Source organism: Streptomyces sp. NPDC057702 (assembly GCF_042799315.1).
Lineage (GTDB): Bacteria > Actinomycetota > Actinomycetes > Streptomycetales > Streptomycetaceae > Streptomyces.
Window position 1 is genome coordinate 188,492 of the sequence record NZ_JBHVJC010000011.1, and the last position, 25,212, is coordinate 213,703.

Below are 25,212 nucleotides of genomic sequence, written 5' to 3' on the forward strand. Positions count from 1 at the left end.
GGGCGCGATCCGTCCCGACCGCCCCGGGCACGCGCTCCCACGGCTCGCTCCGGGTGCGCGCCGGCATGCCCCGCCGCCCTCCGCTTCGGCCCCGCGTCGCCGCCGGGCGAGCACGCAGTGTGACGAAAAGGCCCCGCTACGGGGCCGTACGAGACCCCGCACGGCGGGCATGAGTGTCCGGATTCCTACGGGAGTTGGCCCCGGTGTGGGGTCGGCGTGGGCCCGGGTTCGCCTGTCGCTCGCCTTGCTGGGCTCGGCTGTGACCGCTCGTACCGCGTCCCGCCCGAATCGCGTGGACGTGGCAGCATTGCCCTGACGGAGAGGCATCACGCGCTGATGACCAGCCCGTTGGGGAGTGCCGCGCGCTGTCGGCGCCGCGTGTTGGCCCCAGCGACGCGCGACCCGCGGGCTTACTGTGCGGGGTGACTGCTCCTTCTTAGTTGTCCACAGCCTGTGGAGGCGGCGATGCGGTGGTTGGTGGGGTGGGGCAACATCGCCTCGGGGCCCTCCCTCGCCCAGGGAGGCGCCCTACAACCGGTGGGCGCGCAACTCGTCTGGGGCGGCCCCGACCCGTTGTGGGCCGTCGGCGACTGGCGGCCCGACGAGGTGCGCGTGGTGCACGCCGACGGCGCGGCCCACCTGGCCGTGCTCGGCTGCTGCGGCGCCAGCGACGACGAACTGCGCACCGGCCTGCTCGCGGCCCGTGGCGGCGCCCTGCGCCACCTGACCGCCTGGCCTGGCAGCTACACGGCCGTCGCCCAGGTCGGCCGCCGCGTCACCGTCGCCGGCGACCTGGCCGGCGCCCGCCCCGTGTTCTACACACCCTGGGAAGGCGGCACGGCCTACGCGACCGCCGCCCTCCCGCTCGCCGACCTCATCGAGGCCCAACTCGACATCGGCCACCTCGCCGCCCTGCTGGCCTGCCCCGACTCACCCGAAGCCGTCGGCGACGGCACCCCGTACCAGGGCGTACGCCGCGTACCGCCCGGCCACGCGCTGGTGTTGCGCGGCGGCTCGACCCCGGACGGCGCCGGCCGGGCCCACGGGCGCGCCGGGGCACGGGAGACGAACGGGTACGGCGCCGCGCACCAGAGAGCCGACGGCGCGTACGGCGCCGCCTACGGCGACGGGCCCTACCGCGACCACGGCAACGGGTACGGCGGCGACCAGCGGCACGCGCGCGACGGCTCGCGCACCGCCCCCCGGGGTGGCTCGCGGGACGTCGTCAGCTACGAACCCACCGCCTCGCTCGCCGTCGCCGCCCCCCAACTCGAACCGGGCCAGGCCGTCGAGGGCGTACGCGACGCGCTCGTCGAGGCCGTCCGCGTACGCCTGGCCGCGCCCCGGCACGCCCCCGAGAGCGACGGCCCCGGCCTCGACCCGGGCCCCGTGCCCGGCATGGGGCCCGCCGAACGGCGCGCGGCCCGGGGCGGGCCCGCCGCCGGCGTCGGCGCCGACCTCTCCGGCGGCAGCGCCTCGGGCACGCTGGCCCTGCTCGCCGCCGGCCTGCCCGGCGTGCCCGGCACCCCGCTCGGACACGGCACCGAGGCGGGCGAACGCCTCCTCGCCGTCACCTTCAACGACCTGGCGACCATTCCCGGCCGCATCCGCGAGGCCGAACTCGAACGCGCCCACACCATCGCCGCCAACCCGCGCCTGCACCACGTCGTGGTCGCCGCCGGCGCCGAGGTCCTGCCGTACGCCGCGCTCGACCGTGGTCCGCTCACCGACGAACCCGGGCCCGCGCTGGTCAGCGCCGAACGCCACCGCCGCAGACTCGCCGCCGGCAGCGCCGACCACCTCGTCGGCCACGGCGCCCGCCAGGTGCTCGACGCGCACCCGGCCCGCCTCGCCGACCTGCTGCTCGACCGCCGCCGGCGCCACCTGCTGCGCCCCGCCACGGCCCTGGCCCGCGCCGACGGACCCTCGGCGCACTCCTTCTTCGTCCCCTTCACCGTCTACCGCGCCGCCCGCAAACTCGCCCGCACCCCCTACCGCGAGGGCGTCGAGGAAGTGGCCAGCCGGCTGCTCGACCGGCGCTTCGGCGAGGCCGACGGCTCGGGCGCGGAAGGCATCGGCGGCGCCGTCGGGGCCTCGCTCGCCGCCCTGGCCTGGTGCCGTCCCGGCCCCGCCGCGCGCTGGCTGACGGGCGAGGCCCTCGCGGAAGTATCGGTTCGGCTGGACGAGGCCGCCGCACGCCCCGTCCTGCTCCGCCGCCCCGGCGAGCGCCGGGCGGATGCCGCGCTGGCCCGCCACGCCGCCGACCACCGCGTCTTCGAACAGGCGACGGAGATCCGCAGCCAGCGCCTGCACGCCCCGTTCCTGGACAACCAGGTGGTACGCGCCTGCCGCGCGCTCCCCGAAGCGCTCCGGGTGCAGCCCGGGGCGCGCGCCTCGGTGCTACGCGCGGTGCTGGCCGGAGCGGGCGTCCGTGAACTGCCGCCCGGCTGGGGAACGCCCTCGAACGGCAGCCACACCGTCGCCGCCCGCACCGGCCTGCGGCACGCCATCGACGACCTGATCGCCCTCTTCGACGCCCCGTTGCTGGCCGACGCGGGACTGGTGGAGGCCCGCGTGGTCCGCAAGGCGCTGCGCGCCGCCGCCGAAGGGGAGCGCGTCCCCCTGGACGGCATCGCCGAACTCGTCTCCACCGAGGTGTGGCTACGCCGCCTGCTCGCCCGCCGCGGCACCTGCTGGACCGGCACCGCGGCCCCCCGCCAACGCGCGGTCGCCGGCGGCGTCGTCCCCCGCACCAGTCTCTGACCCACCCCGTGGCGACGCCCGCCGGCGGGGTGCGGGGCGAAGCGCGTGGCGCGATACGGAGGCCGCCGGGCCCACCGGGCCGCTCGCCCGGGTGGGGGAGCCGCTCGACGCGGGTGGTCGCGCCGCGACTGGTGAACCGTCCGGAGTGGGTGCTTCCTGTCGGGTTGGGCGGGGCACCTGACGTGGGGTGAGGTGGCCCGGGCTGGCCCGCGCTGATCGGGGTTGACCCGGACTGTCGGGGTGGGGCGGGCGGACGCCTGGGCCGGGGCTGGTGGATGGGGGCGGGTGACCCCGTGCGGGCGGGACGGTCACACGGGATGGGCGTGTCTTCCAAGGCGGGGGTGATCGCCTGGGGCTGGTGTGTGCCGTGGAGTGTGGCGGGCCGCGCGGGTCCGGTGTGCCGGTGGAGGGCAGCGGGTCGTCCGTGGCTACGGGGAGCGCCTGTCGGGGCGGCCCGGCCGGCCGCGTTCGACGTGATCTCGGAGGGCGGTGGGCCTGGCCCCTGGGGTGGGGTACGTCTTCGGGCCGGGTCGCTTGGGAGGGGGCTGGTTTCGGGGCTGGGCTCTCGCTGGGGGGCGGGCTTGTTTCGGGTTGGCCTGTCCGCTGGGGGCGTTCTCGGGGGTGGGTTGCTCGCGCCGGGTCGGTGTGATTTCGGTGGCGGATTCGGGTGGTCCCGTGGGGTGGGCCTCCCCCGGAGTGAGGTGAGGGCGCGGCGGGGCGGGCGGCTGGGACCTGGCGTGTGCCGGGGTGGGTTGGCTGACCGCGTCGGGCGGGGCCGGTGAGTTGGACGGCGCTCCGGGGCCTGGGGTGTTTCTCGGGTCCGATGTGCTCTTCGGGGTCGCCGGGCTTGCCGGGCTTGTGGGGTGGGTGGCGTTTGTCGGGGTGTCGCGTTGCCCGTGGTGTCCGGGCTGTCGGAGTGTCAGGGTGTCGGGCCGCTGGGTTCGTCGGCGTACGGAGGCGGGCGGGGCGCGGAGGTGCGTGGGGTGTGGTTGCGGGTGCGGAGGCGCGTGGGGCGCGGGTGCGTACGGGATGGCCGGGTTGTCGGGGGCGTGCGGGGGAGTCCGTCGGTGGCGCGAGGGGAGCGCGGGATCGACGTATGGTCGACGCCTCCCCCCCACGGAGCGGGGTGGGGCGGGCCGAGCCGGGGCGGTGTGGCGTGGTCGGCTGGAGCAGGGCGGGGCGGCGGTGGGCCGACGGGGTGGGGCCGGCGTCGCCGCAGGGGTTCGGAGGCGGTTCGCACGGCGTGGCGATCTGCCGCCTTGGCTGGCGTCTGGGCAGGTCAGGACGGTGGGGCGGGGGCGGGAGCGGTGTGGGGCCGAACAGTTCGACGAGCTGAACGAGGACAATGAGCGCGTGCGGTACTTGATCCTGGGCGTCACCGAGGCGTACGACCATCACGGGCAGCCGCTGCCCGTCGGCGGCCCACGCCTGCGCGCGCTGCTCACCTCGCTGGCCGTACACGCGACCCGTCCGGCCACGGCGCTCGCCCCGGCCGCGGCGCTGATCGGGGACGTGTGGGGCGACGAACCGCCGCACGACGCCACCGCCGCGTTGCAGGCGCTCGTCGGACGGCTGCGCCGCAACCTCGGCAAGCCGGCCGTCCAGTCCGCACCCGGTGCCTACCGGCTCACCGTCGCGCCCGACGACATCGACCTCGCGGTCTTCGAGCGACGCGCGAGCGCCGGGGGCCGCGCGCTGGAGGACGGCGACGCCGCGACGGCCGTTCGGTTACTCCGCGACGCGCTGGACCTGTGGCGCGGCCCGGCACTGGCCGACCTGCCGGACCGCGCGGTGGCCGCCGCCCGCGCCAACGCGTTGCGGCTCACCGCGCTGCACCAGCGGATCGACGCGGAACTCGCCCTCGGGCACCACCGGAACGCCATCCCCGAGCTACGCGAACTCGTCGCCCAGCACCCGCTTGACGAGCCCTTCCGCGCCCAACTCATCCGTGCCCTACGGGCCGCCGGCCGGTCGGCCGACGCGCTGGCCGCGTACGAGGAGGCCCGCCGCACCTTCGCCGAGCGGCTGGGCGCGGACCCGGGCGGCGAGCTCCAGCACCTGTACGCCGATCTCCTCGCGGGCCCGTCCCCGGCGACCCCGTACGACCCCGCCCCCAGGCCAGCCCCCACCAACGGCCCAGCCCCGGCCGCCCCTCCGATGCCCGACACCCCGGCCTCGACCAGCCCAGCTCGATCCGCCGACCCGGCCCCGCCCAACGGGATCAACCCTGCCGTCGGGTCAGCGTCAGGGAGCGAGGGCGACTCTGTGGTCGGGCCAGTGTCGGGGCGTGGGCCGGACCCTGCCGTCGGGTCAGCGTCAGGGAATGGGCCCAACCCTGTCGTCGGGTCAGTGTCAGGGAGCGGGCCTGACCCTGCCGTCGGGTCAGTGTCAAGGCGTGGGGGCGTGGGTGACCCTGCCGCCGGGTCAGTGTCAGGGCGCGGGCCCAACCCTGCCGTCGGGACGGCCTCGGTCGGTGGGCCCAACCCTGTCGACGGGCCAGCCTCCGTGGGCTCCGGCATCCCTGCCGCTGGGTCAGCTTCGACCGACGGGCTCAACGCTCCTGCTGGGGCAGCTTCGGCCGACGGGGGCAACCGTGCCGCCAGGTCGGCGTCGGGGAGTGGGTCGAACCCTGCCGTTAGGTCAGCGTCAGGAAGCGGGCCGGACCCTGCCGTTGGGTCAGCGTCGGCCGACGGTGGCCAACCTGTCGTCGGGTCAGCCTCGCGGGGTGCGGACAGCCCTCCCGTCGGGTCAGCCCCCACCGACTCGGCGCCGCGTACCGAAAGGGACTCGTCTACCGACGTGCCACCACCCGACGTCGCGAGCCCGGTAACCGAGGGCGGGCGGATCGCGTACGGCCAGCGGGACACTCGGGATACTCGGGACACTCGGGACACTCGGGACACCTGGAACACCCGGGACACCCAGGGGGAGCGGGGCGCTGGCGCGGCGGGCTCCGACCCGGCGGGTCCCAGCGCTGCGGGCGACACGGGCGACGCGGGGAACGCTTCGGGCACTCCAGTCTCCCCAGTCACCCGGCCCGATCCCGGTACCCCGGCTGCCCCGACCACTCCGCCCGGTCCCAGTACCCCGCCCACCTCGGCCACTCCGGCCGGTCCCAGTACCCCGACCGCCCCGCCCACTTCCCGCACGCCGCCCGCCGAAGACCTGTCGGGACGAGCCGCGCCACCCAGCGGGTGGGAGGCGCCCGCCCCGTACACCGCACACACGAGTCCGGCCGAACCAGGCACCGAGGCCGCCCCGGCCTCCCCCGCCACCCCCGCCACCCCAGCCACAGCCCCCACGCCCTACCCGAGCCACCCTCCGGCCTTCCCGGCCTCTTCGGTCGTCCCCAGCCCACCCGACACATCCGACGCACTCAGCGCACCCGGTGGGCCCACCCCGCCCGGCACATCCAACCCACCTAGCGCACCCGGCACTTCCACCGCCTCGGACGCCCCGGACGCCCCGGGCGCACCCGCCAACCCAGCCGTCGCGTCGGCGGCCCCCACCTGGCCCGTACCAGCGTCCCCCGCCCCGCACACCCCCGGCGCCCCGGGCTCGCGGCCGGGTGGTGCGGTGGGTGGCGGGCGCGCGTCGGCGTACGGTGGCGCGCCACGGGGGAACCTGCGGGCGCGGCTCACGAGTTTCGTCGGGCGGCGGGCGGAGATCCGGTCGTTGCGGCAGGAGTTGACCGGCGCTCGGTTGATCACGCTGACCGGACCCGGCGGCTCCGGTAAGACCCGGCTGTCGGAGGAGGCCGCCGCCACCGTCTCCGACGCGTACCCCGACGGCGTGTGGATCGCCGAACTCGCACCGTTGGACAGCCCCGCCGACGTGTCCGGCGCGGTGCTCAGCGCCGTCGGCCGCCGGGACACGGCCCTGCACTCCGGGGGCCTGGAGACGCGCGCCGGGCTGGACGGCGCCACACCCACCATGCGCCTGGTCGACCACTGCGCGCACCGCACGCTGCTCCTGCTCCTGGACAACTGCGAGCACGTCATCGAGGCGGCGGCCGAACTCGCCGAGACGCTGCTCACGCACTGCCCGGGCGTCACCGTGCTGGCCACCAGCCGCGAGCCGCTCGGCGTGCCCGGCGAGGCGGTGCGCCCCGTCGAGCCGTTGGCGCCCGCGCCGGCGCACCAACTCTTCGCCGAGCGCGCCGCCGCCGTGCGGCCGGGGTTCGACCTGGCCAGCGACCCGGACACGACCGCGGCGGTCGCCGAGATCTGCCGCCGGCTGGACGGGTTGCCGCTGGCCATCGAACTCGCCGCGGCCCGGCTGCGGATGCTCTCGCCCCGGCAGATCGCCGACCGGCTCGACGACCGGTTCCGCCTGCTGACCAGCGGCAGTCGGACCGTACTGCCCCGGCAGCAGACGTTGCGCGCGGTCGTCGACTGGTCGTGGGACCTGCTGGACGCGCGGGAGCGCACCGTCCTGCTGCGGGCCTCGGCCTTCGCCGGCAGTTGGGACCTGGCCGCGGCGGAGACGGTCTGCGCGGACGACCCGCGCGGCCCGGCCGGGCCCGACGCCATCGACGCCGCCGACGTGCTCGACCTCCTGGGCACGCTGGTCGACAAGTCGCTTCTGGTCGTCACGTACCCGCCCGTCGCCGACGGGATCGGCGGCGACACGCGGTACCGCATGCTGGAGACCATCCACGAGTACGTCAGCGAGCACGTCGCCGAGCGCGCGCTGGCCGGCCAACGGGGCCGCGCGGAGCGCACCGCGACCGCCCGCCGACACGCCCGCTACTTCCGCGACCTCGCCCAGCGCGCCGAGCCCCGGCTGCGCTCGGCCGAGCAACTCCCCTGGCTGCGCCGCGTCGAGACCGAACTGGACAACCTCCGCGCGGCCCTGCACCGTTGCCTGACGCCGGCCGAGCAACCCCCGTACCTCGCGTGCCCCACCAGCGCCAGCCACCCGCCCCGGCATCCGGCCGACGCCCCCCACCCACCGGCCAGCCGACACCACGGCCCGCACCGGGACGCCCCCGACGGTATCGGTGACAGCTCGGGCGACGGCATCGGCGACGTCGACACGGCGAGCGACCTCGTCTTCGCCCTCGGCTGGTTCTGGTGGCTGCGCGACTACCGGGGCGAGGGCGCTGACTGGGCCCGCCGCACCCTGGACTTCGAAGCGGCGTGTTACGAGGCGACCCACCCGGGCCCCACGACACCCCCGCCCACCCCTCCGGACCCGCCCACCCCTCCGGGCCCACTCACTCCCCAGGGCCCGCCCACCACCGAGGGCCCGACCACCCCCCAGGACCCGCCCGCCGCCGAAGGCCCAACCGCGCTCCCGGAGCCGACCGCGCCCCACGGCCCGGCGGCCACCCCGCGCACGACCGCCGGCCCCACCCGCCCGGAGCGCACCCGGTCGACGGCGTACGAGCCCGCCCCGCACGCCACCGACCCGCCCGTCTGCCCGCCGTACGCCCCCAACTCGCCCGCCCCGGAGAGGGACGGCGTCGACGCGTACGCCGCTACGACGGAGCACCCGGCCACCTCCCCCGCGCCCCCGTCCCACCCCTCCCCGCCGCCCGGCGGTTCCCGGGTACGCCCGGAGCTCGACGGGCAGCCGCCGTCGGCGGACCCGGTCGCCGTCGCCCGCTACTGGCGCCGCATGGACCTGCAACTCCTCCACTACTTCCTGCTGTCCGAGCAGCGTTCGGCCGACGCGCTGCGCGACCCGGCCTCCCTCGCCGTCGCCCGCGCCATCCGCGACGCGTACGGCCTCCGGCAGGGCGCGGGCAGCGCGCGGTTCCCCGGGCTGCTGTGGCCCTTCGCCGGCTACCTCCTCGACGGGCACGCGGGCGTCGCCCCGCTGCTCGACCAGGCGGCCGAGAACTGCCGCCGCAACGGCGACGACTGGGCGCTCGGCGTCACCCTCATGTTCCGCACCCATATGGCCATCGACATGACCGGCGGCATGCGCCGGGTCGACCGGGACTGGGCCGAACTGCACGAGATCAGTCGCCGGGTCGGCGACCGGTGGATGCGGGCCCAGGTCCACGAGGCCAGTGGCGAGATGGCGGCGGCGCACGGGCACTACGCCCAGGCCCGCGCCTTCTACCACGAGGCGCTGCGCCTGGCGCGCGAACTGGGCGCGCACACCGAGACCCCGTTCCTCATCTCCCGACTCGCCGAACTCGCCTTCTCCTGCGGTGATCCCGCCGCCGCGAGCGTGTTGCTGGACGAGTCGGACGCGGCGGCGGAGCGGTTCGGCGGCGTGGAGGCCCGTGCGTTCAACGGCTCGCTGCGCGCGTCCATCCACCTGTTGTACGGCGACGTCGCGGGCGCACGCGCCTGGTGCGACCGGGCCCGCGTGGCGGCCCAGCACGCCTCGCCGCCACCGCAGTTCACCGTGGCGCTGGGCAGCATCGAGGCGCGCATCGCCACCGACGAGGGCGACCCGCGCGAGGGGTTGCGTCTGCTGCGGGACGCGCTGACCGCCGGCGTCGCCACCAACTGCACGGAGGTGCTGTTGGCTCACGCGGCCGAGAGCACCGCGTACGTCCTGGTCAAGCTGGGAGAGCACGCCGCCGCCGGCCGGCTCCTCGGTGCGGCCGACGGGTGGCGGGACACGCTCCCGCGCAGCCCGTTCGCCCGCGCCACGGCGGACCGGGTCGCCCGCGCGGCGGGCCGGGCGATCGGTGACGCGGAGTTCGCCGCGCTACGCGAGGCGAGCCGCGACCTGTCGGCAGCCGCCGCGATCGCCCTGATCGGCGAGGTGGTGACGGCCGGCCCCCGGTCGCGCCCCGCCACCCCCTGACCGACCCCGCCACCCGCTCCGGCCGAACCCGCCGACTCCCCGCACACCCCTGTCGACTCTTCGGCCGCACCCCCGTGACTCTTCGGCGCGACCCGGCGGCCGAGCGAAGCGCCAGGCCCCTACACCGGCCCCGACGCTGGCGCGAGGGGGCCGGCGTAGGTGCGGAACGGTTCGGCGCCGGCGGGCGCGGCCCGGCTCAGTGGCCGCGCGGGGGGCGGATCATCTGCTGGGGCGAGTCGACGAGGACCGCGTTGGCGCCGAGTCGGGTGGCGGTGCGCAGGTCCTGCGGCGTGTTGATGCCGAGCATGACGATCGGCGTACGCGCCTTGTGCCCGGACCGGAAGCAGTCGACGGACTCACGGGTCCACAGCTGGGCGGTGACGGCCGAGTCCCCGGTACCCAGCGTGAACTTCTCCTGGAGGTTCATCTGCCGCTTCAGCTCGAACCCGGCCCACGAGCCGGCGGGCGGCGTGCTCTTGCAGGCGCGCTCCAGGGCGACCTCGGCCAGCCGCTGGCGCGTCGCGTCCCGGGACTCGGCCACACGCGCTCGCGGATTCTTCGCCAGCAAGTCCGTGACCTGCGCGTCAGTGGAGTACAACCGCACCCGCCCCCACGCCCGCTTCTGGTCCAACAGCCGGGAGACGGCCTCCACGACGTGCGGGGCCGGCGCCTGCTTGAGGTCGAGGTAGACCTCCTTGTTCGCGGGTATCGCGTCCAGCGCCGCGCCGAGCGTGGGAATGCGCACCGGGTGCGCGCGGTAGGGGTAGGCGCCGCCCGCGTCCTTGAACTGGTACCCGGCGTTCAACGCCGCCAGGTCACGCAGCCGGCGGTCGGCGACGGCCCCGGAACCGTCGGTGAGCGAGGACAGGTCCGTCGGCCGGTACAGCACGGGCACGCCGTCCCGCGTCGCCTGCACGCTGAGCCACTGCCCGTCGACCCCGGCCCGCAGTGACGTGCGGATCGCCACCAGGGTGTTCTCGGGGGCGTCCGCCGTCCCCGCCCGGTGCGCGATGACCAGCGGCTTCGTCCGCCCGCGATCGTGGCCGTGGCCGGTGTCGCTGGGACGCGCGGTGGCGGAACCGCTCGCGGTGAGCGCGGGAACGGCGCCGGCCAGTACGGCAACGGCCACCAGCGCGGAGGTACGACGACGCACGGAAACTCCTGCGGGAACAAGGGGGCGGGGCAAGGGGAGGAACAAGGCGGATAAACGCGACGGTTGGGGTCGCTGTCGGGCAACGTAGCCCTCGCCGGTGAACGAGGCGGGTCCTCCAGTCGACAACCACGACAAGCCCCCGCCGCCCCACCGCTCCCCGAGCCCCACCGCCCCCGGGCGACCCGCCCCGCCACCCTCGAACGCCCCGCGCCCCACGCTGCCGGGCCCACCCCGGGCCACGCGCCGGTGGGCCACGCGCCCGGGCCACCCGCGTCCGCCCCGCTCCGGGGAGCGGACCCGCGCCGCCCGCTCCCCCTCTCCACCTGGCCCTACCGGACTCCGCCCCGGCGAGCCCGCGTACGCCCCCTCACCGACAGCCGATACGTGACTGGGCCCAGTCGCCGAGGGCCACACCACCGAAGATCGAGTGCGGCTCCACCACCAGCCGGATGGACTTCAGTCCGGCCAGCGAGATCCGTACCGGAACGGCCGGCTGACCCGCCTTGATGACCCCCGAGCGCCACAGCCGCCGCGACCCCCCGTAGACGGCGAACCGCGCCTCGCCCCATCCCTGGGTGAGGTCGTCGAGGCCCACGTGCGCCTCGTAGGTCGTGCACGAGCGGTTGAGGTCGATCGTCACCGACGCCGGCGCGTGCATCGTCGCCCCGTGCGCGTACCGCTTGCCGCCGATCGACAACGCGTCGCGCTGCCACAGCGGGCTGCTCCCGGCGAGCCGCAGCTCCGGCTTGGTGCCGTCGCCGACACCCCCGTACTCCAACCGGTTGACCTGGTACACCCTCGGCGGCGGAGTGGGCTTCGGCGGCGGGGGCGGCTTCGGCGGGGGAGCGGGCGCGGGCGGCGTCGGGCGCGGCGAGGGCGGGGGCGGCGGCTGCGGCGCCGGAGTGCTCCGCGTCGGCTTGGGCCGGGGCTTCGGCGGGGGCGGCTTGGGCCTGGGCTTCGGAGTGGGGCGCGGCGTCGGCCGGGCCGTGGACGGCTTCGGCTTCGGCTTCGGAGGCTGCGCCGGCGGGGGTGACGGGGGTGGCGGCGGACTCGGGGGCGGGGTCGGCTTCGGCGGAGGGTGCGGCGTGCCGGGCACCGCGATCGTCGGCTCCTTGGCCTGCGGCTCCCGCTTCGGCTCCGACCCACCGGAGAACGCGTACGCCAGGATCGCCCCCGCCACGACCACCACGCCCGCGACGATCGCGGCCTTGCCCGCCGTCCCGAGCCCCTCCCCGGCGGCGGCCCCGCCAGCACCGGAGCCCGCGGCCCCGCCGGCGGAGCCCGCCGCGCCCGTACCCACCAGACCACCGGCCGCGCCGCTGGCCGCCGCGGCGCCCGTGGCGGCCCCGGCCCCCGCGACACCGGCCGCCACGCCCGCGGCCTTGACCGCGTACCCGGCGGCGAACCAGCCGATGACCGCGACCGGCAGCGCCGCCCGCAGCCTGGCGTTCACGTCCGCCACCTCAAGCGCCGCCATCCGGCACGCCGCACAGTTCTCCAGGTGCTTGCGCAGCCCGCGCTCGGCCCGCATCCGCAGTCCGCCCCGGGCGTAGGCGCCGAGCCGGTCCGCGTACCGCGCGCACTCGCCGCTCGCCGCCTGCGCGGTGTTGACGTGGGCCTGGAGGTACGCCTGCTTGAGCTTCTCGCGCGCCCGGTGCGCGAGAACGGCGGTCGCGTTGTCGGTCAGCCCGAGCAGCGGCGCCACCTCGCGCAGCGGCTCCTCCTCGACCGTGGTGTGCCACAGCACCGTCTGGTAGTGCTCGGGCAGGCTGCGAAACGCCCGTACCGCCAGCGTCTGCTCCGCCGCGTGCATGGCCCGCACGTCAGCCCCGTCGAACTCCAGCTCCGGGGCGCCCTCCGCGCGCGCCGCGCTGTCCGCGAACACCGCGAAGTCCTCGACGAGTTGCTCCCGCTTGGCGGTCTTCGTCCACGTCGCCGCCACCCGGCGCACCGTGGTCAACAGGTACGCCCGCACCGCCGTACGCGGCCCCGCTCCACCCCGCACGGCCTGCAACGTACGGGCGAACACCTCCGCCGTCAGGTCGTCCGCGGTGTCCGCGTCCCGGCAGCAACTACGGGCGTAGCGGCGCACCGCCGGCGCGTGGCGCCGGTACAACTCCTCGTACGCGCTGCCGTACGCCGCCCCGTCACCGGCCCGCATCCGCGCCAGCAACTCGGTGTCGGACGGCGGGCCGCCCCCCGCCGAACCGTCGTCGGCCCCGCCCGCCGCCTGCCTCACGACGCGCCCCACGTCCTCGGCCCCCGCGACGACGTCTCCGGCGGCCACGTCTTCGGCCGCGTCGGCTCCTTCGGAGGGCAGCGCGTCAGGGGGGCGCGCGTCGGGCGAGCCCGGGCCCGGGCCTGTCGGGAGCGGGTGTGTCGGATCAGGGTGTGTCGGGTCGGGGTGTGTCTGGCCAGGGTGCGCTGGATCGGAGCGTGTCGGGTGTGTCGGATCTGGGTGCGCCTGGCCGGGGTGGGCCGGGTCGGAGCGTGCCGGGTCGGAGCGTGCCGGGTGGGAGGGTGCGGGGCCCGGGCGTGGCGGGCCGGGGTGTGTCGGGTTGGTCTGGCGTGGGGCGTGGGGCGTGGGGCCGGTCGGAGCCAGCCCCGCCGCGCCCCCGGCGCCTCGTGTGGCGCGAGTGCCGCCCGTGGAGCCAGCACCTCGCGTGGAGCCAGCACCTCGCGTGGGGCCGGGGCCGCTCGTGGGGGCGGTGCCTCCCGTGGCGCCGGGCCTGGGTGCGCCGGACCCGCCGGGGCCGGCTGGGGGAGGAGTCCTGCCCGTGCGGTCGTCGCTGGTGGGGCTGGGGAAGCTCGTGGGGGCGGGGCTCGGGGTGCCGGTGGGGCCGGAGAAGTCTGTGGGGCCGGGGTTCGGGTTGCCGGTGGGGCCGGGGAAGCTCGTGGGAGCGGGGCCCGAGCTGCTGGTGGGGCCGGAGTCGCCGGTGGGGTCGGGGTTGGGGGTCGGGTTGCCGGTGCGACTGGAGTCGCCCGTGGAGCCGTGGCCCGGGGTGCCGGTGGGGCCGGCGCTGTTGGTGGTCTCGGTGCCGTCCGGGCGGGCCGCGCCGCGCGCCGTACGCCTGCGCCGTACGCCCCCGGCCCGCTGCTGCGGAACGCTGGGCTCGCCCCCCGAGGCCGCCCGCCGCTCGCCCGCGCCGGACGCCGCCCCCGACCTCTCAGCTCCCTCGCCGGACCGGGCTCCGGGGACGTTCGGCCCGTTCCCGTTGCCGGCCCCCGCCGCCGGCCCGCCGGACGCGGCACCGGTCACGGACTCGCGTGAGGACGGGCCCCCCTGACCGGGTATCTGACCGGGCTGGCGACCGTGCTCCGGGTCGTGGTCCGTGACGTCGGCAGACCCGTCGTCTTCACGACCGCACCGTTCGTCCGGCACCTCAACACCCATTGCCGCAGCCCCCGTACGCACTGTCCGACCCGAACACGCGGGAAAGAGTCCCATAGCCATCACTGACCTAGCCTTATCTCTCCCAGCAACCACCCATCCGGGGTCGGTTCGCAAGAGTGAGCCCCACCGTTCACCCGAACGAGGAACCCTTTCTGCACCTGTCTCGCCCGGCCGTCCACACCGCGCCGGACACCGAAGTGCAAACCCTCAGCACACCGCACACCCCCCACCCCCCGCGCCCTGCCCACCCAGCCCGCCCCCCCCACAGACCCGCTGGACCATCACCCCCACCGACCGACGACAACCAACCTGTCGGGCCGAGCCCCCGTGGCGGCTACCCGGCGCCGCTCTACGGCGACCAACCTGTCGGGCGCCGTGCCCCCGAGGCCGCCACCTGCCCCCCGACCAACGCGGTGACCAGCCTGACGGGCCGAGCCCCGGGTGCCACCCGTCACCCGTCACCGGCCAACGCCGACCACCCGCCACCCGGAGCCTCCGGCGCCGCCACCCGTCACGGGCCAACGCCGACCAACCGTGCCGGCCGCCGAACCCTCCCAGGGCCGCCACTGGCCCCCAGCCGCGCCCCCGCCGACGCGGCCCACCGGACGACGAAGCCCCTCCACCACGCCCCGAGTAGGTGCCGGTACGCCCCCTCGACCAGCCGACCCCCGACACCAGCGAGCCCGGGCCAGCCACGCACCCACTCCGCGCACCAACCGACCCCGCCAGCATCACCGGCACTTCGGGCCAGCGGGCTTCCGCACCATCGAACGCTCCGACCAACCCCACCCCGCACCACGTGCGCCCGCGTCGGGCACACCCCGCCCAGGCAGCACGCCATGCCAGCGGACGACCCGCGCCCCAACGGCACTCCGAGTAGCCGCCCTCCCGGCCCCACCGGCGACCACCCCGGCCTACCACGGCCGCGCCCCGACGCCATCCCGTACCCGTGACGCCACCCCGTACCCGTGACGCCACCCCGTACCCGTGACGCACTCCGGTGTACCCGTGACGCCATCCCGTTCAGCGGACGCCCCGTCAGCAGGCCGCGCACCTACGGAATGAGCCGTTCCACAGCAGCGGTTCGGCCCAGCGGCGCCTGGGGTGGCAACCTCCGTGCCACCGGCGACAGCCCACACCCAGCGCGGACCCGTCATCCGTGAAGGCATGGACCTCAAAGGCGTCGACCTCGCCTCGGCACGTCCCGCGCCAAGCGGCGGACCGGCTCTCTCGGCGACCGGCGCCATCAGCGCTCACGGCAGACAGCCCCTGTCCCCGCACCACCCTGGCCAGCCAAAACCCCGCGCCAGCGGACAGCTCCGAGCCAACGCGGGGAGAACCCACCCACGTCGCCGGCGACAGCCTGGGCCCAACACGACTCCGCACCAGGGGCCCCGGCCGACCGGCCCCGCGTCACCGCGCAGCCAGCTCCCTACGGGCCGAACCCACCCCGCGACAGCGACCCCCGTGACAGCGACCCCGGCGACACCGCCGCCTCCGACAGCCGCCAGCCGACATACGTACCAACCGGCATACGCGCGCCCGGACACGGACGCCAAGCCAGCCCAGACGTCAGCGGAGACCAGGCCCCGCGTCGGCGACGACCAGCCCGGACATCAGCCAAGAACCAGCCCGAGCACCAGCGGGGAGCTGCCCCTCGCGTCAGCGGAGACCCACACCGTGGGGACGCCCTGGACGGCCGATCCCGCCGACTCGGGCCACCCCGCGTGGGCGCCACGCGACCAGGGCGACTCGGCCGCCGTCAGGCGACCACGGCGACGCCCGTGCCACCCGCCGCACCCCGCCCCGCGCAGCCGCGCCCTGGCGGACCAAGCACCCTCGGGTTCGCGTACCGCTGGCACGCGAACCCGAGGGCGGCCGTCACGCCCCGTCGGGCGACGACGACCGCCACTTGGCCGCTGGGCGTTCGGACAGGCGACGCTCACCCAGACGGTGGGCGCTCGCTCAGGCGGTGGGCGCTCAGCCCACCGGTCGTGAACGCAGCCCGTCCAGCAGGATGTCGAGCAACCGGGCCGATGCCGCCGCCTGCTGCGCCGCGTCGGGCAGCGACGGCGCGGCCGTCGCTATCACCAGCAGCACGTCCGCGACAGTGACATCCGCCCGCAACTCGCCCGCCGTCCGCGCGCGCTCCACGAGCTTCCCGACGACCTCAAGCAACGCCGTGGCGCCACCGTCGTCCGGGTACTGCTGCGCTGTTCCGTTGTTCACCGTGTCGTGTACCGCCGTGGGCCCCGTCGGAACGGGGGCGGGAGCGGCAACCGGCGCCGCGACCACCGGGGCCACCGCGCTCGGGCCGGTCACCGAGCCGGTCACGACGCTGTGCCCGGCCCCCTCCAGCGGCTCCGGCGTGCTGCGCTGCTCCACCAGCCGCAACTCCGGCGCGGCGGGCGGCGACTGCCGCTGGTGCGGCACGCGTGCCGCCTCGGCCTCCGCCTCCGCGTCGACGCCCACCCGCAGCACCTGCGGCGGCAGCAGCCGGCCAGCGCCGGACGCCACCGAGGTCCGCAGGAAACGCGAGAGGGCCGACCACGGCTCGTCCTCCTGGCGGAGGGCGGCGCGCGCCTGATCGGTGAGGCGCGCCGTCTCCTCCTCGGCTATCCGACGGACCAGCACGTCCTTGCTGGGAAACCGCCGGTAGACCGTTCCGACGCCGACTCGGGCGCGGCGCGCCACGTCCTCCATCGGCGCGCCGTAACCCAGCTCCCCGAACACCTCACGGGCAGCTCGCAGCACATGTTCAAGATTGCGCTGCGCGTCGACCCGCAGCGGCGTATTACGGCCATTGCCCCCGTCTGTCGTGGCGACGCTGGATGACCAATGCGAACTCTGAATGTGCATAACCGATCCCCCGGTAATGACGTCTCCCCCCGGAGACTCCCCGCCCTGACTGTCGAGGCTGTGTCGACACCCCGACGAAGTACGAACATAGTTGAGCCCAGGTCAAGAATGAAGGGGTAGTTCCGTCCAGAGCGCCCCCCGATCGGAGTACGCGGCCGATCTCTCCCGATTCGCCACCCGCTCAATGCCCTGCTACCGCGCGCTGACCTGCGCACCTTCCGCGCGTGTGCCCGAACCAAAGCCTCCACTTTCCCTCGGCCCTCCGGTCACACATTTCGTCGAGCCTGTGGACAAAGCCCGGCCGCGGGTGCGTCATGGGAGGGTGAAGGAACCCGCGCGCATTCTTGTTGTCGGCGGTGGCTACGTCGGGATGTACACCGCGCTGCGCCTCCAGCGGAAGCTGAAGCGCAGCGAGGCGCAGGTCATCGTGGTCGACCCCGAGCCGTATATGACCTACCAGCCGTTTCTGCCCGAGGCGGCGGCCGGTTCGATCTCCCCACGGCACGTGGTGGTGCCGCTGCGCCGGATCTTGCCGAGATGCCAGGTCGTCATTGGCGAGGTCACGACGATTGATCACGCCAAGCGCACCGCCGCCGTCCGCACTCTCGCCACCGCCGAGGAAGGCACCGGCGCGATCGAGATTCACTACGACGAGCTGGTGCTCGCGCCCGGGTCCGTTTCCCGCACTCTCCCGATCCCCGGATTGGCCGAATTTGGAATCGGCTTCAAGACGGTCGAGGAGGCCATCGGTCTCCGTAATCACGTCCTGGAACAGCTCGACATCGCCTCCTCCACCCGCGACCCGGAGGTCCGCGACGCGGCGCTCACCTTTGTATTCGTGGGTGGCGGCTACGCGGGCGTCGAAGCGCTCGGCGAGCTGGAGGACATGGCCCGCTACGCGGTCCGCTATTACCACAACCTCTCGCCGGATGACTTGAAATGGGTGCTCGTCGAGGCCACCGACCGCATCCTTCCCGAGGTCGGCGAGGAGATGGGCCGCTACGCCGTACGCGAGCTGCGCAACCGCAACGTCGACGTACGCCTGGAGACACGGCTCGACTCGTGCGAGAACCGTGTCGTCGTCCTCAGCGACGGGACGCGGCTGCCGGCGCGCACGCTGGTGTGGACCGCGGGCGTCAAGCCGCACCCGCTGCTGGCCGCCACCGACCTGCCCACCAACGGCCGGGGCCGGCTGCCGTGCACGGCGGCCCTGCGGGTGGCGGACGTCGAGCACGCCTGGGCCGCCGGTGACGCCGCCGCCGTACCCGACGTCACCGCGGACACGCCCGACGCGCTGTGCGCTCCCAACGCCCAGCACGCCGTACGACAGGCCAGGGTGCTCGCCGACAACATCGTCGCCGCCCTGCGCGACCAGCCGCTCACCGACTACGCGCACACGTACGCGGGCTCCGTGGCCTCGCTCGGCCTGCACAAGGGCGTGGCGCACGTCTACGGGCGCAAGCTCAAGGGGTACCCCGCGTGGTTCATGCACCGGGCCTACCACCTCAGCCGGATCCCCACCTTCAACCGCAAGGCGCGGGTGCTGGCCGAATGGACCCTGTCGGGACTGTTCAAGCGGGAGATCGTCTCGCTCGGCTCGTTGGAGAACCCGCGCGCCGAGTTCGAACTCGCCGCCGGCACCGGACGTCACCCGGAGGCGAGCTGACCGTTCGCCACGCCGCGCACGGCGGAGCCGGGAACTCCCCCGGCGCGACTGGCGTCTGACGGATGTCAGTCCGGTCGGTCACACTGGACGTGTGACCATGGGTGGGCTCGTATCTGCGAAGAGTGACAAGCACGAGGATCTGGACGTTTGCCGCATTCCCCCGGGGCCACGCCCCCGCACTGCTGTCCGCCACCCCGCGTCGGTGCGCCGCTCTGCCACGACTCCGCGAGGTAATCCTCTGTGAACTTCACGCGTTGGAGCGTCCGATTCCCAGGTTCCCAGCGGCGTGCCGCCCGCGCCGCGCGCGCACCGTCGGCGGGTGGCGGTTCGGTGCCGGCGGCCCGTGGCGAGCGGGGTGAGCCGGGCCGGACCCCGGAAGCCGCCGGCCCCCGCCCCGACCCCGCCGAGGCCCCCACCCTCGAAGAGGTCTCGGCACAGAGCCTGTTCACCCAGGTCCCGGCCCCGGTGGCGGTCGTCTACGGCCCCGACCACCGCATCGCCTACGTCAACGACGCCTACGCCGCCCTCTTCGGCGGCTGCGCCCTGGGCCTGCCCGCCCGCGAGGCGTTGCCCGAACTCCATGACCTGGGCCTGCTGCCGCTCATGGACCAGGTCCTGCGCAGCGGCACGCCGCGCACGGTCAAGTCGCGGCGCGTCCCGCGCGACGGGGTGTCCACACCTCCCCAGCCCGGCGCGGCCACCACGCCGCCCGCGCACGCCGAGCCGCACACCCCCGCCCCGACAACCCCGCGCCCCCACACACCCCAGCCCCCGCCCACCTCCCACGCCGCGCCCGTACCCCCACACCTCATCGACACGGCGGTACGCGACGACAGCGCCTCCTCGTCCGGAACCACCCCGCCGACCGCGCCCCCGCCGCCCGGCCCCGCACCAGACGGCGGCCCCGCGCCCGCTGGGTCAGCGCCGGACGGCCCTGCGCCAGCCGAGGCCGCGTCGAGCCAGCCGGTGCCGGGCGCGCCCGCATCGAGCACGCTCCGTACCGGTGCCGCCACGTCGGAACCGCCCCCGTCCGGACAGCCCGCGTCGAGCGAGACCGCGTCGAACGGGCCTGACGCGCCCCCGCGCCGCGCGGACGGTGCGGACGGTGCCGCGCCCGACAGGCCCGCGCCCGGCGGCCCCGCGTCGGCCACCCCCGGGGCGAGCGTGTCCCGCGCGGACGGGTCGCGCACCCACCCCGCCGCGACGGCCCACCCCACAGCTGGCCGGCCCACGGCGAACGGACCGACGCCGGGCGCCCCGGCGCCGAACGAACCCGTGTCACGCGGGCTCACACCGAGCGAACCCGATGTGGGCGCACCCCGCACGACCGAGCCCGCACCGACGGCGCCAGTTGAGTCCGGTGTGGCCGAGTCCGGTGTGGCTGTCGCCGACGCGACCGGTCCCGCCTCGCCCCGTACGGTCACAGGCCCGGCCACCGATCCCGCCACCGGAGTGGAGCTCGCCGTGGCCACGCCGGCAGAGCCCGGCCCCGCCACGGACACGGGCCGCGACCTGAGCCCCGCCCCCAAGCCGAGCACGGGTCCCGGGGCGGACACGGTCCCCGAGGCGAGCGCGAGCGCCCACCCCGCGACGCATTCGAGCTGCGGCCCAGGTGCTCGCCCGGTCGTCGCGGGTACCGAGCCCGTGCCCGAGCCGGGACACACCCCAGGCACCCCACCGCAGACCAACCCCGCCACAAGCACGGCTCCCGACACGAGCCCCCGCACGAGCGCGCACCCCGCCGACGGAGCAGACCCCGCCACGGGCACCGACCCCAGCACGCACCCCCGGACGGCCGCCCACCCCGCCACAGGCACAGGCACAGGCACCGCGACAGGTGCGGGCGCCGCCACGAGCGTCGACACCGCCGGCGTCACCCTCGGCATCGAGGTCGGCACCCGCGCCACCCCCGGTACGCGTCCCGCCCCCAGCACGGACGCCGGCTCCGCCGCGACGGCCCACCCCGCCGCCCACCCGGGCAGCCGCGGGCACGCGGGCCGCGACACCGTGCCCGACCGCGTCCACCCCACCGGCACGCCCGCCGCCGCGACCGATCCCGCACCCGCCACTGTCGCCACCCACCCGGCGAACGAGCCCGCGGCCCACCCCGCCCGCGCGACGGTCGCCAACCCACCCACCGCGCCGCACCCGGTGACGGGCCAGGCCCTCCCACCGGTGACCGGCGCCCCGAGCCCCGAGGGCCAGGCACGCGGCGCCCGTCGCCCCAACGTCGCCCGCCCCGCACCACGCGCCGCGTCCGTCAGCCCCCGCACCCGCGACAGCTACTACACGTTCACCTGCACCCCCATCCGAGTGGCACCGCCCCTCACGGTCACCCCCGACCACCTCGCCGCCCACCACCCGGGCCCGAGCTCGCCGCCGGACACCGCCTCACCGCAGGGCACCACCCCCGCCACCGAACAGCCGGCCGCTCAGCCACGCCCCGCGAACGCCGAGCCCGGTCACACCGTCGAGCCCGGTCACACCGTCGAGAACGGCACCGGCCCCAGCGCCGGCCCACCCACCTCTCCCGTGCCACCGGCCTCCTCGGCCCCGGCGAGCTCCCACCCCACCATCGCCAACGGCACCGCTCCGGGCCAGGCCCCGACAGCCGACCCCCGGGCCAGCCACACCGCCGCCCCGGAGGGCGCCACCACATCCCCGGCCCGGCTGGTCATCGGCGCGCAGGGCTGCGCGGACCCGCTCACCCCCGGGCAGCCCGCACCCCACGCCCCGCCAGCCGCGCACACCACCGACCACGCGGGACACCCCACACCGCAGGCCGCCCACCCCGAAGCCGCCTCCTCCGACCAGCGCCCCGCCCCCTTCTACCCAGGCGTCCTCGTCTACGCCGCCGACGTCACCGACCAGGTCGAGGCCGTCGAACGTCTCCGTGCCAGCGAACGCCGCCAGCGCGAGGCCGCCGTCACCCTCCAGCGCAGCCTCCTCCCGCAGAAGCTGGAACAGCCCGACGACCTGCGCGTCGCCGCCACCTACCAGCCCGGCGGCACGGATGCGGCGGTCGGCGGCGACTGGTACGACGTGATCACCCTCGGCGCCGGCCGCACGGCCCTGGTCATCGGCGACGTCATGGGGCGCGGCCTGCGCGCGGCGGCCGTCATGGGCCAGTTGCGCACCGCCGTCCGTGCCTACGCCCGCCTCGACCTCCCACCTCACGAGGTGCTGCAACTCCTCGACGGCCTGGCCGCCGAGATCGACGCCAGCCAGATCGCCACCTGCGTCTACGCCGTCCACGACCCCAACGAGGGCCGGCTCATCTACGCTTCCGCCGGCCATCTGCCCATCCTGGTCCGCGACCCCGACGGAACCGTGCGCCGCGCCGCCGAGCCCACCGGCCCACCCCTGGGCACCGGTGGCTGGCTGCACGCCTCGGGCTCGGTGCCACTGAGCCCCGGCTCCAGCGCGGTCCTGTACACCGACGGCCTGGTCGAACGCCGGGACCGGGACATCGACGAGGGCGTGGCCGACCTGGAGCGCGCGTTCGCCGGCGCCGCCGGCTCGCCCCAGGTGATGTGCGACCGGCTGATCAGGGCCCTCGGCATCACCGCCGACCACGATGACGACGTCGCCGTCCTGGTGCTCCAGCACCCCGCCCGTACCGGCCACGACGCCGAGCTCTTCCACAACGCCGCACTCGAACTGCTCGGTGGCGTGGAAGCCGCCCCCCGCGCCCGCGCCTTCGCCTCGGGCGTCCTCGCGAGCTGGCGGTTCCCGACGGAACTCCGCGACCTCGGCGTCCTCGCCACCAGCGAGCTCGTCGCCAACTCCCTCCAACACGGCACACCCCCCATGCGCCTACGTCTGCGGCGCACCGACCGCCGACTGATCATCGAAGTGACGGACGGCGACGACCACCTACCGCGACGCCGCCGCGCCGAACCGGTGGACGAGGCCGGCCGGGGCATCTCGATCATCGCCACCATCGCCTCGTCCTGGGGGTCACGACGCACCCCCGACGGAGGCAAGGCGGTGTGGTGCGAGTTCGCCCTACCCCGTCACTGAACCCAAAGCCCTCCTTCGCTCGCCCCGGGCCCCGTGGGCCGGCCCTCCGCCCCAAGTGATCCGCCCGCCGGACCGCCCTGAGGCCGGGGCACCCCGCCCCGGCTCGGAGGCACGGGCACCGCGCCCCCGAGCCGGACCGCACGGCCCCTCAGGGCGCGGAGCCGGGACCGGAGGCCCGGAACTCAGGCCGCCGTGGTCACCGCCCCCTGCTCCGGCTCGCCGACCGGTCCACCGGGCGCCGCCTCCACCCGCGGCGCGGGAACCGGGGCAGTGGCGGCGACAACCGCGAGCTGCGGATTGTCCTGGGCCGGCGTAAGCCGCCGTCCCATCCGCAACGCCAGCGCCGTGATCCCGAGCGAGCAACCGATGAGCATCACGATGTACGCCGTGTACAGCCCGGCACCGGCCATCAGCCCACCCACCGCGGGCCCCACCGCCAAAGCGAGCTGCTTCACCAACGCGAACGCCGAGTTGTACTGGCCCACCCGCGAGCCCGGAGCGAGGTCGGCGACCAGCGGCGCCACGGTCGGCGACAGCATCGCCTCGCCGAGCCCGAACAGCGCGTACGTCGAGATGATCGCGGCCGTCGCCATCGCCTGACTGCCGTGGATCAGGCCGGAAGCCCCGGCGACCACCCAGGCGACGGTCCATATGAGCCCGACCAGAGCGATCACCCGGCTCCGCCGCCGCCCCTCGACCAGCTTGAGCACCACGAACTGCGCGATCACGATGACCGCCGTGTTGGCGGCCAGCGCCACCCCCAGCGTCGCCGGCGAGATCCGCGTGACCTCCACCGCGAACGCCGAGAGCCCCGACTCGAACTGCCCGTAGCAGGCGAAGAACATCACGAAGCCCAGCCCACACAGCTGCACCATCGCGCGGTCGGCGAGCAGCACACGCCAACCGCCCTTGGCGCCCTCGGCCGCCGGTATCGCGTCCTCCACCTTCGGCACCTGCGGCAGACGTACGGTGGCGATCGCCGCCCCCAGCACCAGGAACATCACCGACTCGATCGCGAAGAGCCGCACGAAGCTCGACGGGTGCGAGGTGTCGACGAGCAGCCCGCCCAGCAAACCGCCGAGGCCGAGGCCGAGGTTGTTCAGGAAGAACTGCGTCGCGAACGCGCGCGAACGCGTCGTGGGCGTCGAGCACCAGACGATCATCGTGGCCAGCGCGGGCTGGATCACCGCTATACCCGCGCCGAGCATGCCGGCCGCCGCGATCACCGACGGCTCGCTGGACGCGAGCCCCAGTCCGAGCGAACCGGTGGCGGCGGCGACCGTTCCCGCGATGGCCACGGGCAACGGCCCTCGCCGGTCGATGACCCGACCGGTGAAGGGGAGCACGACAAGCGCGGCTACCGCGAACGCCGCGAGCACCACGCCCGCGGTGCTCGCACCAAGATCGCGAACCTGTGCCACGTAGATGAACAGGAACGGGACGGTAAAGCCGTTGCCGAACGCGCTCAGCGCGTTGCCCAGCTGGATACGGCGCAGCGCGGCGCCCATCGCGGTGGTCACACTCACCTGCCTAGGTAGATAGAAGGGGAAGGACTGCGGAAGACCTGAAGCTTGAAGACTTCAGCTCTAAAGTTCGACGCTTAAGAGTACATGCCGAAGGACTTCAATGCCAAGGGGGTGCATGCCATACTGCGCGGCATGCCCGAGACATCCACCCCGAGCGACAGCGCGAGCGAGCCGAGCCTCGAGGAACAGATCGCGGCCTACCAGCGCGAATTCCGCGACCTCGACCCCCAGGTCGAGCAGGTCGTCTCCGCCCTCCAGCGCCTCAACCGGCGCATGAACGTCGCGTACGGCCGCCAGACCACGACCCTCGGCATCAGCAACACCGAGTGGGAGGTCCTCAAGGCCCTGGTCCTCTCCGGGGCGCCCTACCGGCTCGGCCCCGGCGAGCTCGCGAAGCGACTCGGGCTGACGCCCGCCGCCATGACGCACCGGATCGACCGCATGGCGGCCGAGGGTCTGGTGACGCGGGAGCGCGACGAGAACAACCGTGTCCGGGTGATCGTGGAGCTGACGGACGACGGTCGGGAGCAGTGGCTGGAGGCCATGCGCATGGCGACCGTGTTCGAGGAGGACCTGCTGCAGGACCTCACCACCACCGAACGGCACCTGCTGGGCGACCTGCTCACCCGGCTGTTGCGCCGGGTGGAGGAGGCTCAGCCGGACGCCGGCGGCCGGCTCAGCGACCTCGACTGACCCAAGTTGACACGCCCAGGGGCCATCCGTAGTGTTCTCCGAGTTGCCACGGCGCTGTAACGGTTCTGTGGCAGCGCTTCGCGCCGCACCGGCGGCACACCACTACCGCACGGCCCCTGAACGGGATGGATTTCGGCATGCCGGAATTCGATTCGAAAGCCTCGATTATGAGGCTCGGGGGAAATCCGCTAAAGTAGTGAACACGCCGGAAGGCGCGGAAAACCCCGCTCCAACAGGGGGCCAGAAACGAAATTCGGACCGGAAACGGTCGGGAAAAGGATCTGGTAAGGTTGGAAACACCGAAGGGAAGCGCCCGGAGGGCCCGGTGAAACGGGACCGAAGGAAGCGTCCGTTCCTTGAGAAC

9 protein-coding genes and 2 pseudogenes are annotated in these 25,212 nt (G+C 75.3%); 7 read left to right on the forward strand and 4 right to left on the reverse strand.

The annotated features are described in order from the left end of the window. Positions 1-465: 465 nt before the first annotated feature. The 3 genes and pseudogenes from ACFVFR_RS10845 to ACFVFR_RS10855 form a co-directional block, all read left to right on the forward strand. Positions 466-2,763, forward strand: a complete 2,298-nt coding sequence (locus tag ACFVFR_RS10845; protein ID WP_383699660.1) for an asparagine synthase-related protein — start codon at positions 466-468, stop codon at positions 2,761-2,763. A 1,029-nt stretch (positions 2,764-3,792) separates the two neighbouring features. Next, positions 3,793-4,779 (forward strand): annotated as a pseudogene (locus tag ACFVFR_RS10850) (BTAD domain-containing putative transcriptional regulator); the annotation flags it as partial. Between the two features lie 1,671 nt (positions 4,780-6,450). Continuing rightward, a pseudogene (locus ACFVFR_RS10855) lies at positions 6,451-7,647 on the forward strand (ATP-binding protein); the annotation flags it as partial. Positions 7,648-9,730: 2,083 nt separating this feature from the next. Here the strand turns inward: ACFVFR_RS10855 and ACFVFR_RS10860 are convergent. Beyond that, a complete protein-coding gene (locus tag ACFVFR_RS10860) occupies positions 9,731-10,687 on the reverse strand; it encodes a glycerophosphodiester phosphodiesterase family protein (protein WP_383699662.1) in 957 nt (318 codons plus the stop codon). A 367-nt stretch (positions 10,688-11,054) separates the two neighbouring features. Then, positions 11,055-13,007, reverse strand: coding sequence for a sigma-70 family RNA polymerase sigma factor (locus ACFVFR_RS10865; protein WP_383699688.1), 1,953 nt, complete (start codon positions 13,005-13,007; stop codon positions 11,055-11,057). Between the two features lie 457 nt (positions 13,008-13,464). On the opposite strand from ACFVFR_RS10865, the gene ACFVFR_RS10870 reads away from it, so the two are divergent. After that, positions 13,465-13,974: a hypothetical protein gene (locus tag ACFVFR_RS10870; protein WP_383699692.1), complete on the forward strand. Its 510-nt coding sequence runs from the start codon at positions 13,465-13,467 to the stop codon at positions 13,972-13,974. Between the two features lie 2,087 nt (positions 13,975-16,061). On the opposite strand, the gene ACFVFR_RS10875 is transcribed toward ACFVFR_RS10870, so the two are convergent. Then, positions 16,062-16,940, reverse strand: a complete 879-nt coding sequence (locus ACFVFR_RS10875; protein ID WP_383699664.1) for a TetR/AcrR family transcriptional regulator — start codon at positions 16,938-16,940, stop codon at positions 16,062-16,064. A 322-nt stretch (positions 16,941-17,262) separates the two neighbouring features. On the opposite strand from ACFVFR_RS10875, the gene ACFVFR_RS10880 reads away from it, so the two are divergent. Then, on the forward strand, positions 17,263-18,606 hold the full coding sequence (locus tag ACFVFR_RS10880) for an NAD(P)/FAD-dependent oxidoreductase (protein WP_383699666.1): 1,344 nt from the start codon (positions 17,263-17,265) through the stop codon (positions 18,604-18,606). Between the two features lie 330 nt (positions 18,607-18,936). Next, positions 18,937-22,629, forward strand: coding sequence for a SpoIIE family protein phosphatase (locus tag ACFVFR_RS10885; RefSeq protein WP_383699668.1), 3,693 nt, complete (start codon positions 18,937-18,939; stop codon positions 22,627-22,629). A gap of 182 nt (positions 22,630-22,811) precedes the next feature. Here the strand turns inward: ACFVFR_RS10885 and ACFVFR_RS10890 are convergent, their stop codons facing one another. Continuing rightward, the gene (locus ACFVFR_RS10890; RefSeq protein ID WP_383699690.1) at positions 22,812-24,149 is read right to left on the reverse strand and encodes an MFS transporter; all 1,338 of its coding nucleotides are present in this window, start codon (positions 24,147-24,149) and stop codon (positions 22,812-22,814) included. Between the two features lie 138 nt (positions 24,150-24,287). Here ACFVFR_RS10890 and ACFVFR_RS10895 point away from each other — a divergent pair, with 138 nt between their 5' ends. Next, entirely contained in the window at positions 24,288-24,848 is a 561-nt protein-coding gene (locus ACFVFR_RS10895; protein ID WP_383699670.1) for a MarR family winged helix-turn-helix transcriptional regulator, read from the forward strand. Positions 24,849-25,212 lie beyond the last annotated feature (364 nt).

Coding starts and splice junctions, on each gene's coding strand:
- ACFVFR_RS10845 (WP_383699660.1), top strand. CDS start 466: ATGCGGTGGTTGGTGGGGTGGGGCAACATCGCCTCGGGGCCCTCCCTC.
- ACFVFR_RS10875 (WP_383699664.1), bottom strand. CDS start 16,940: ATGCACATTCAGAGTTCGCATTGGTCATCCAGCGTCGCCACGACAGAC.
- ACFVFR_RS10895 (WP_383699670.1), top strand. CDS start 24,288: ATGCCCGAGACATCCACCCCGAGCGACAGCGCGAGCGAGCCGAGCCTC.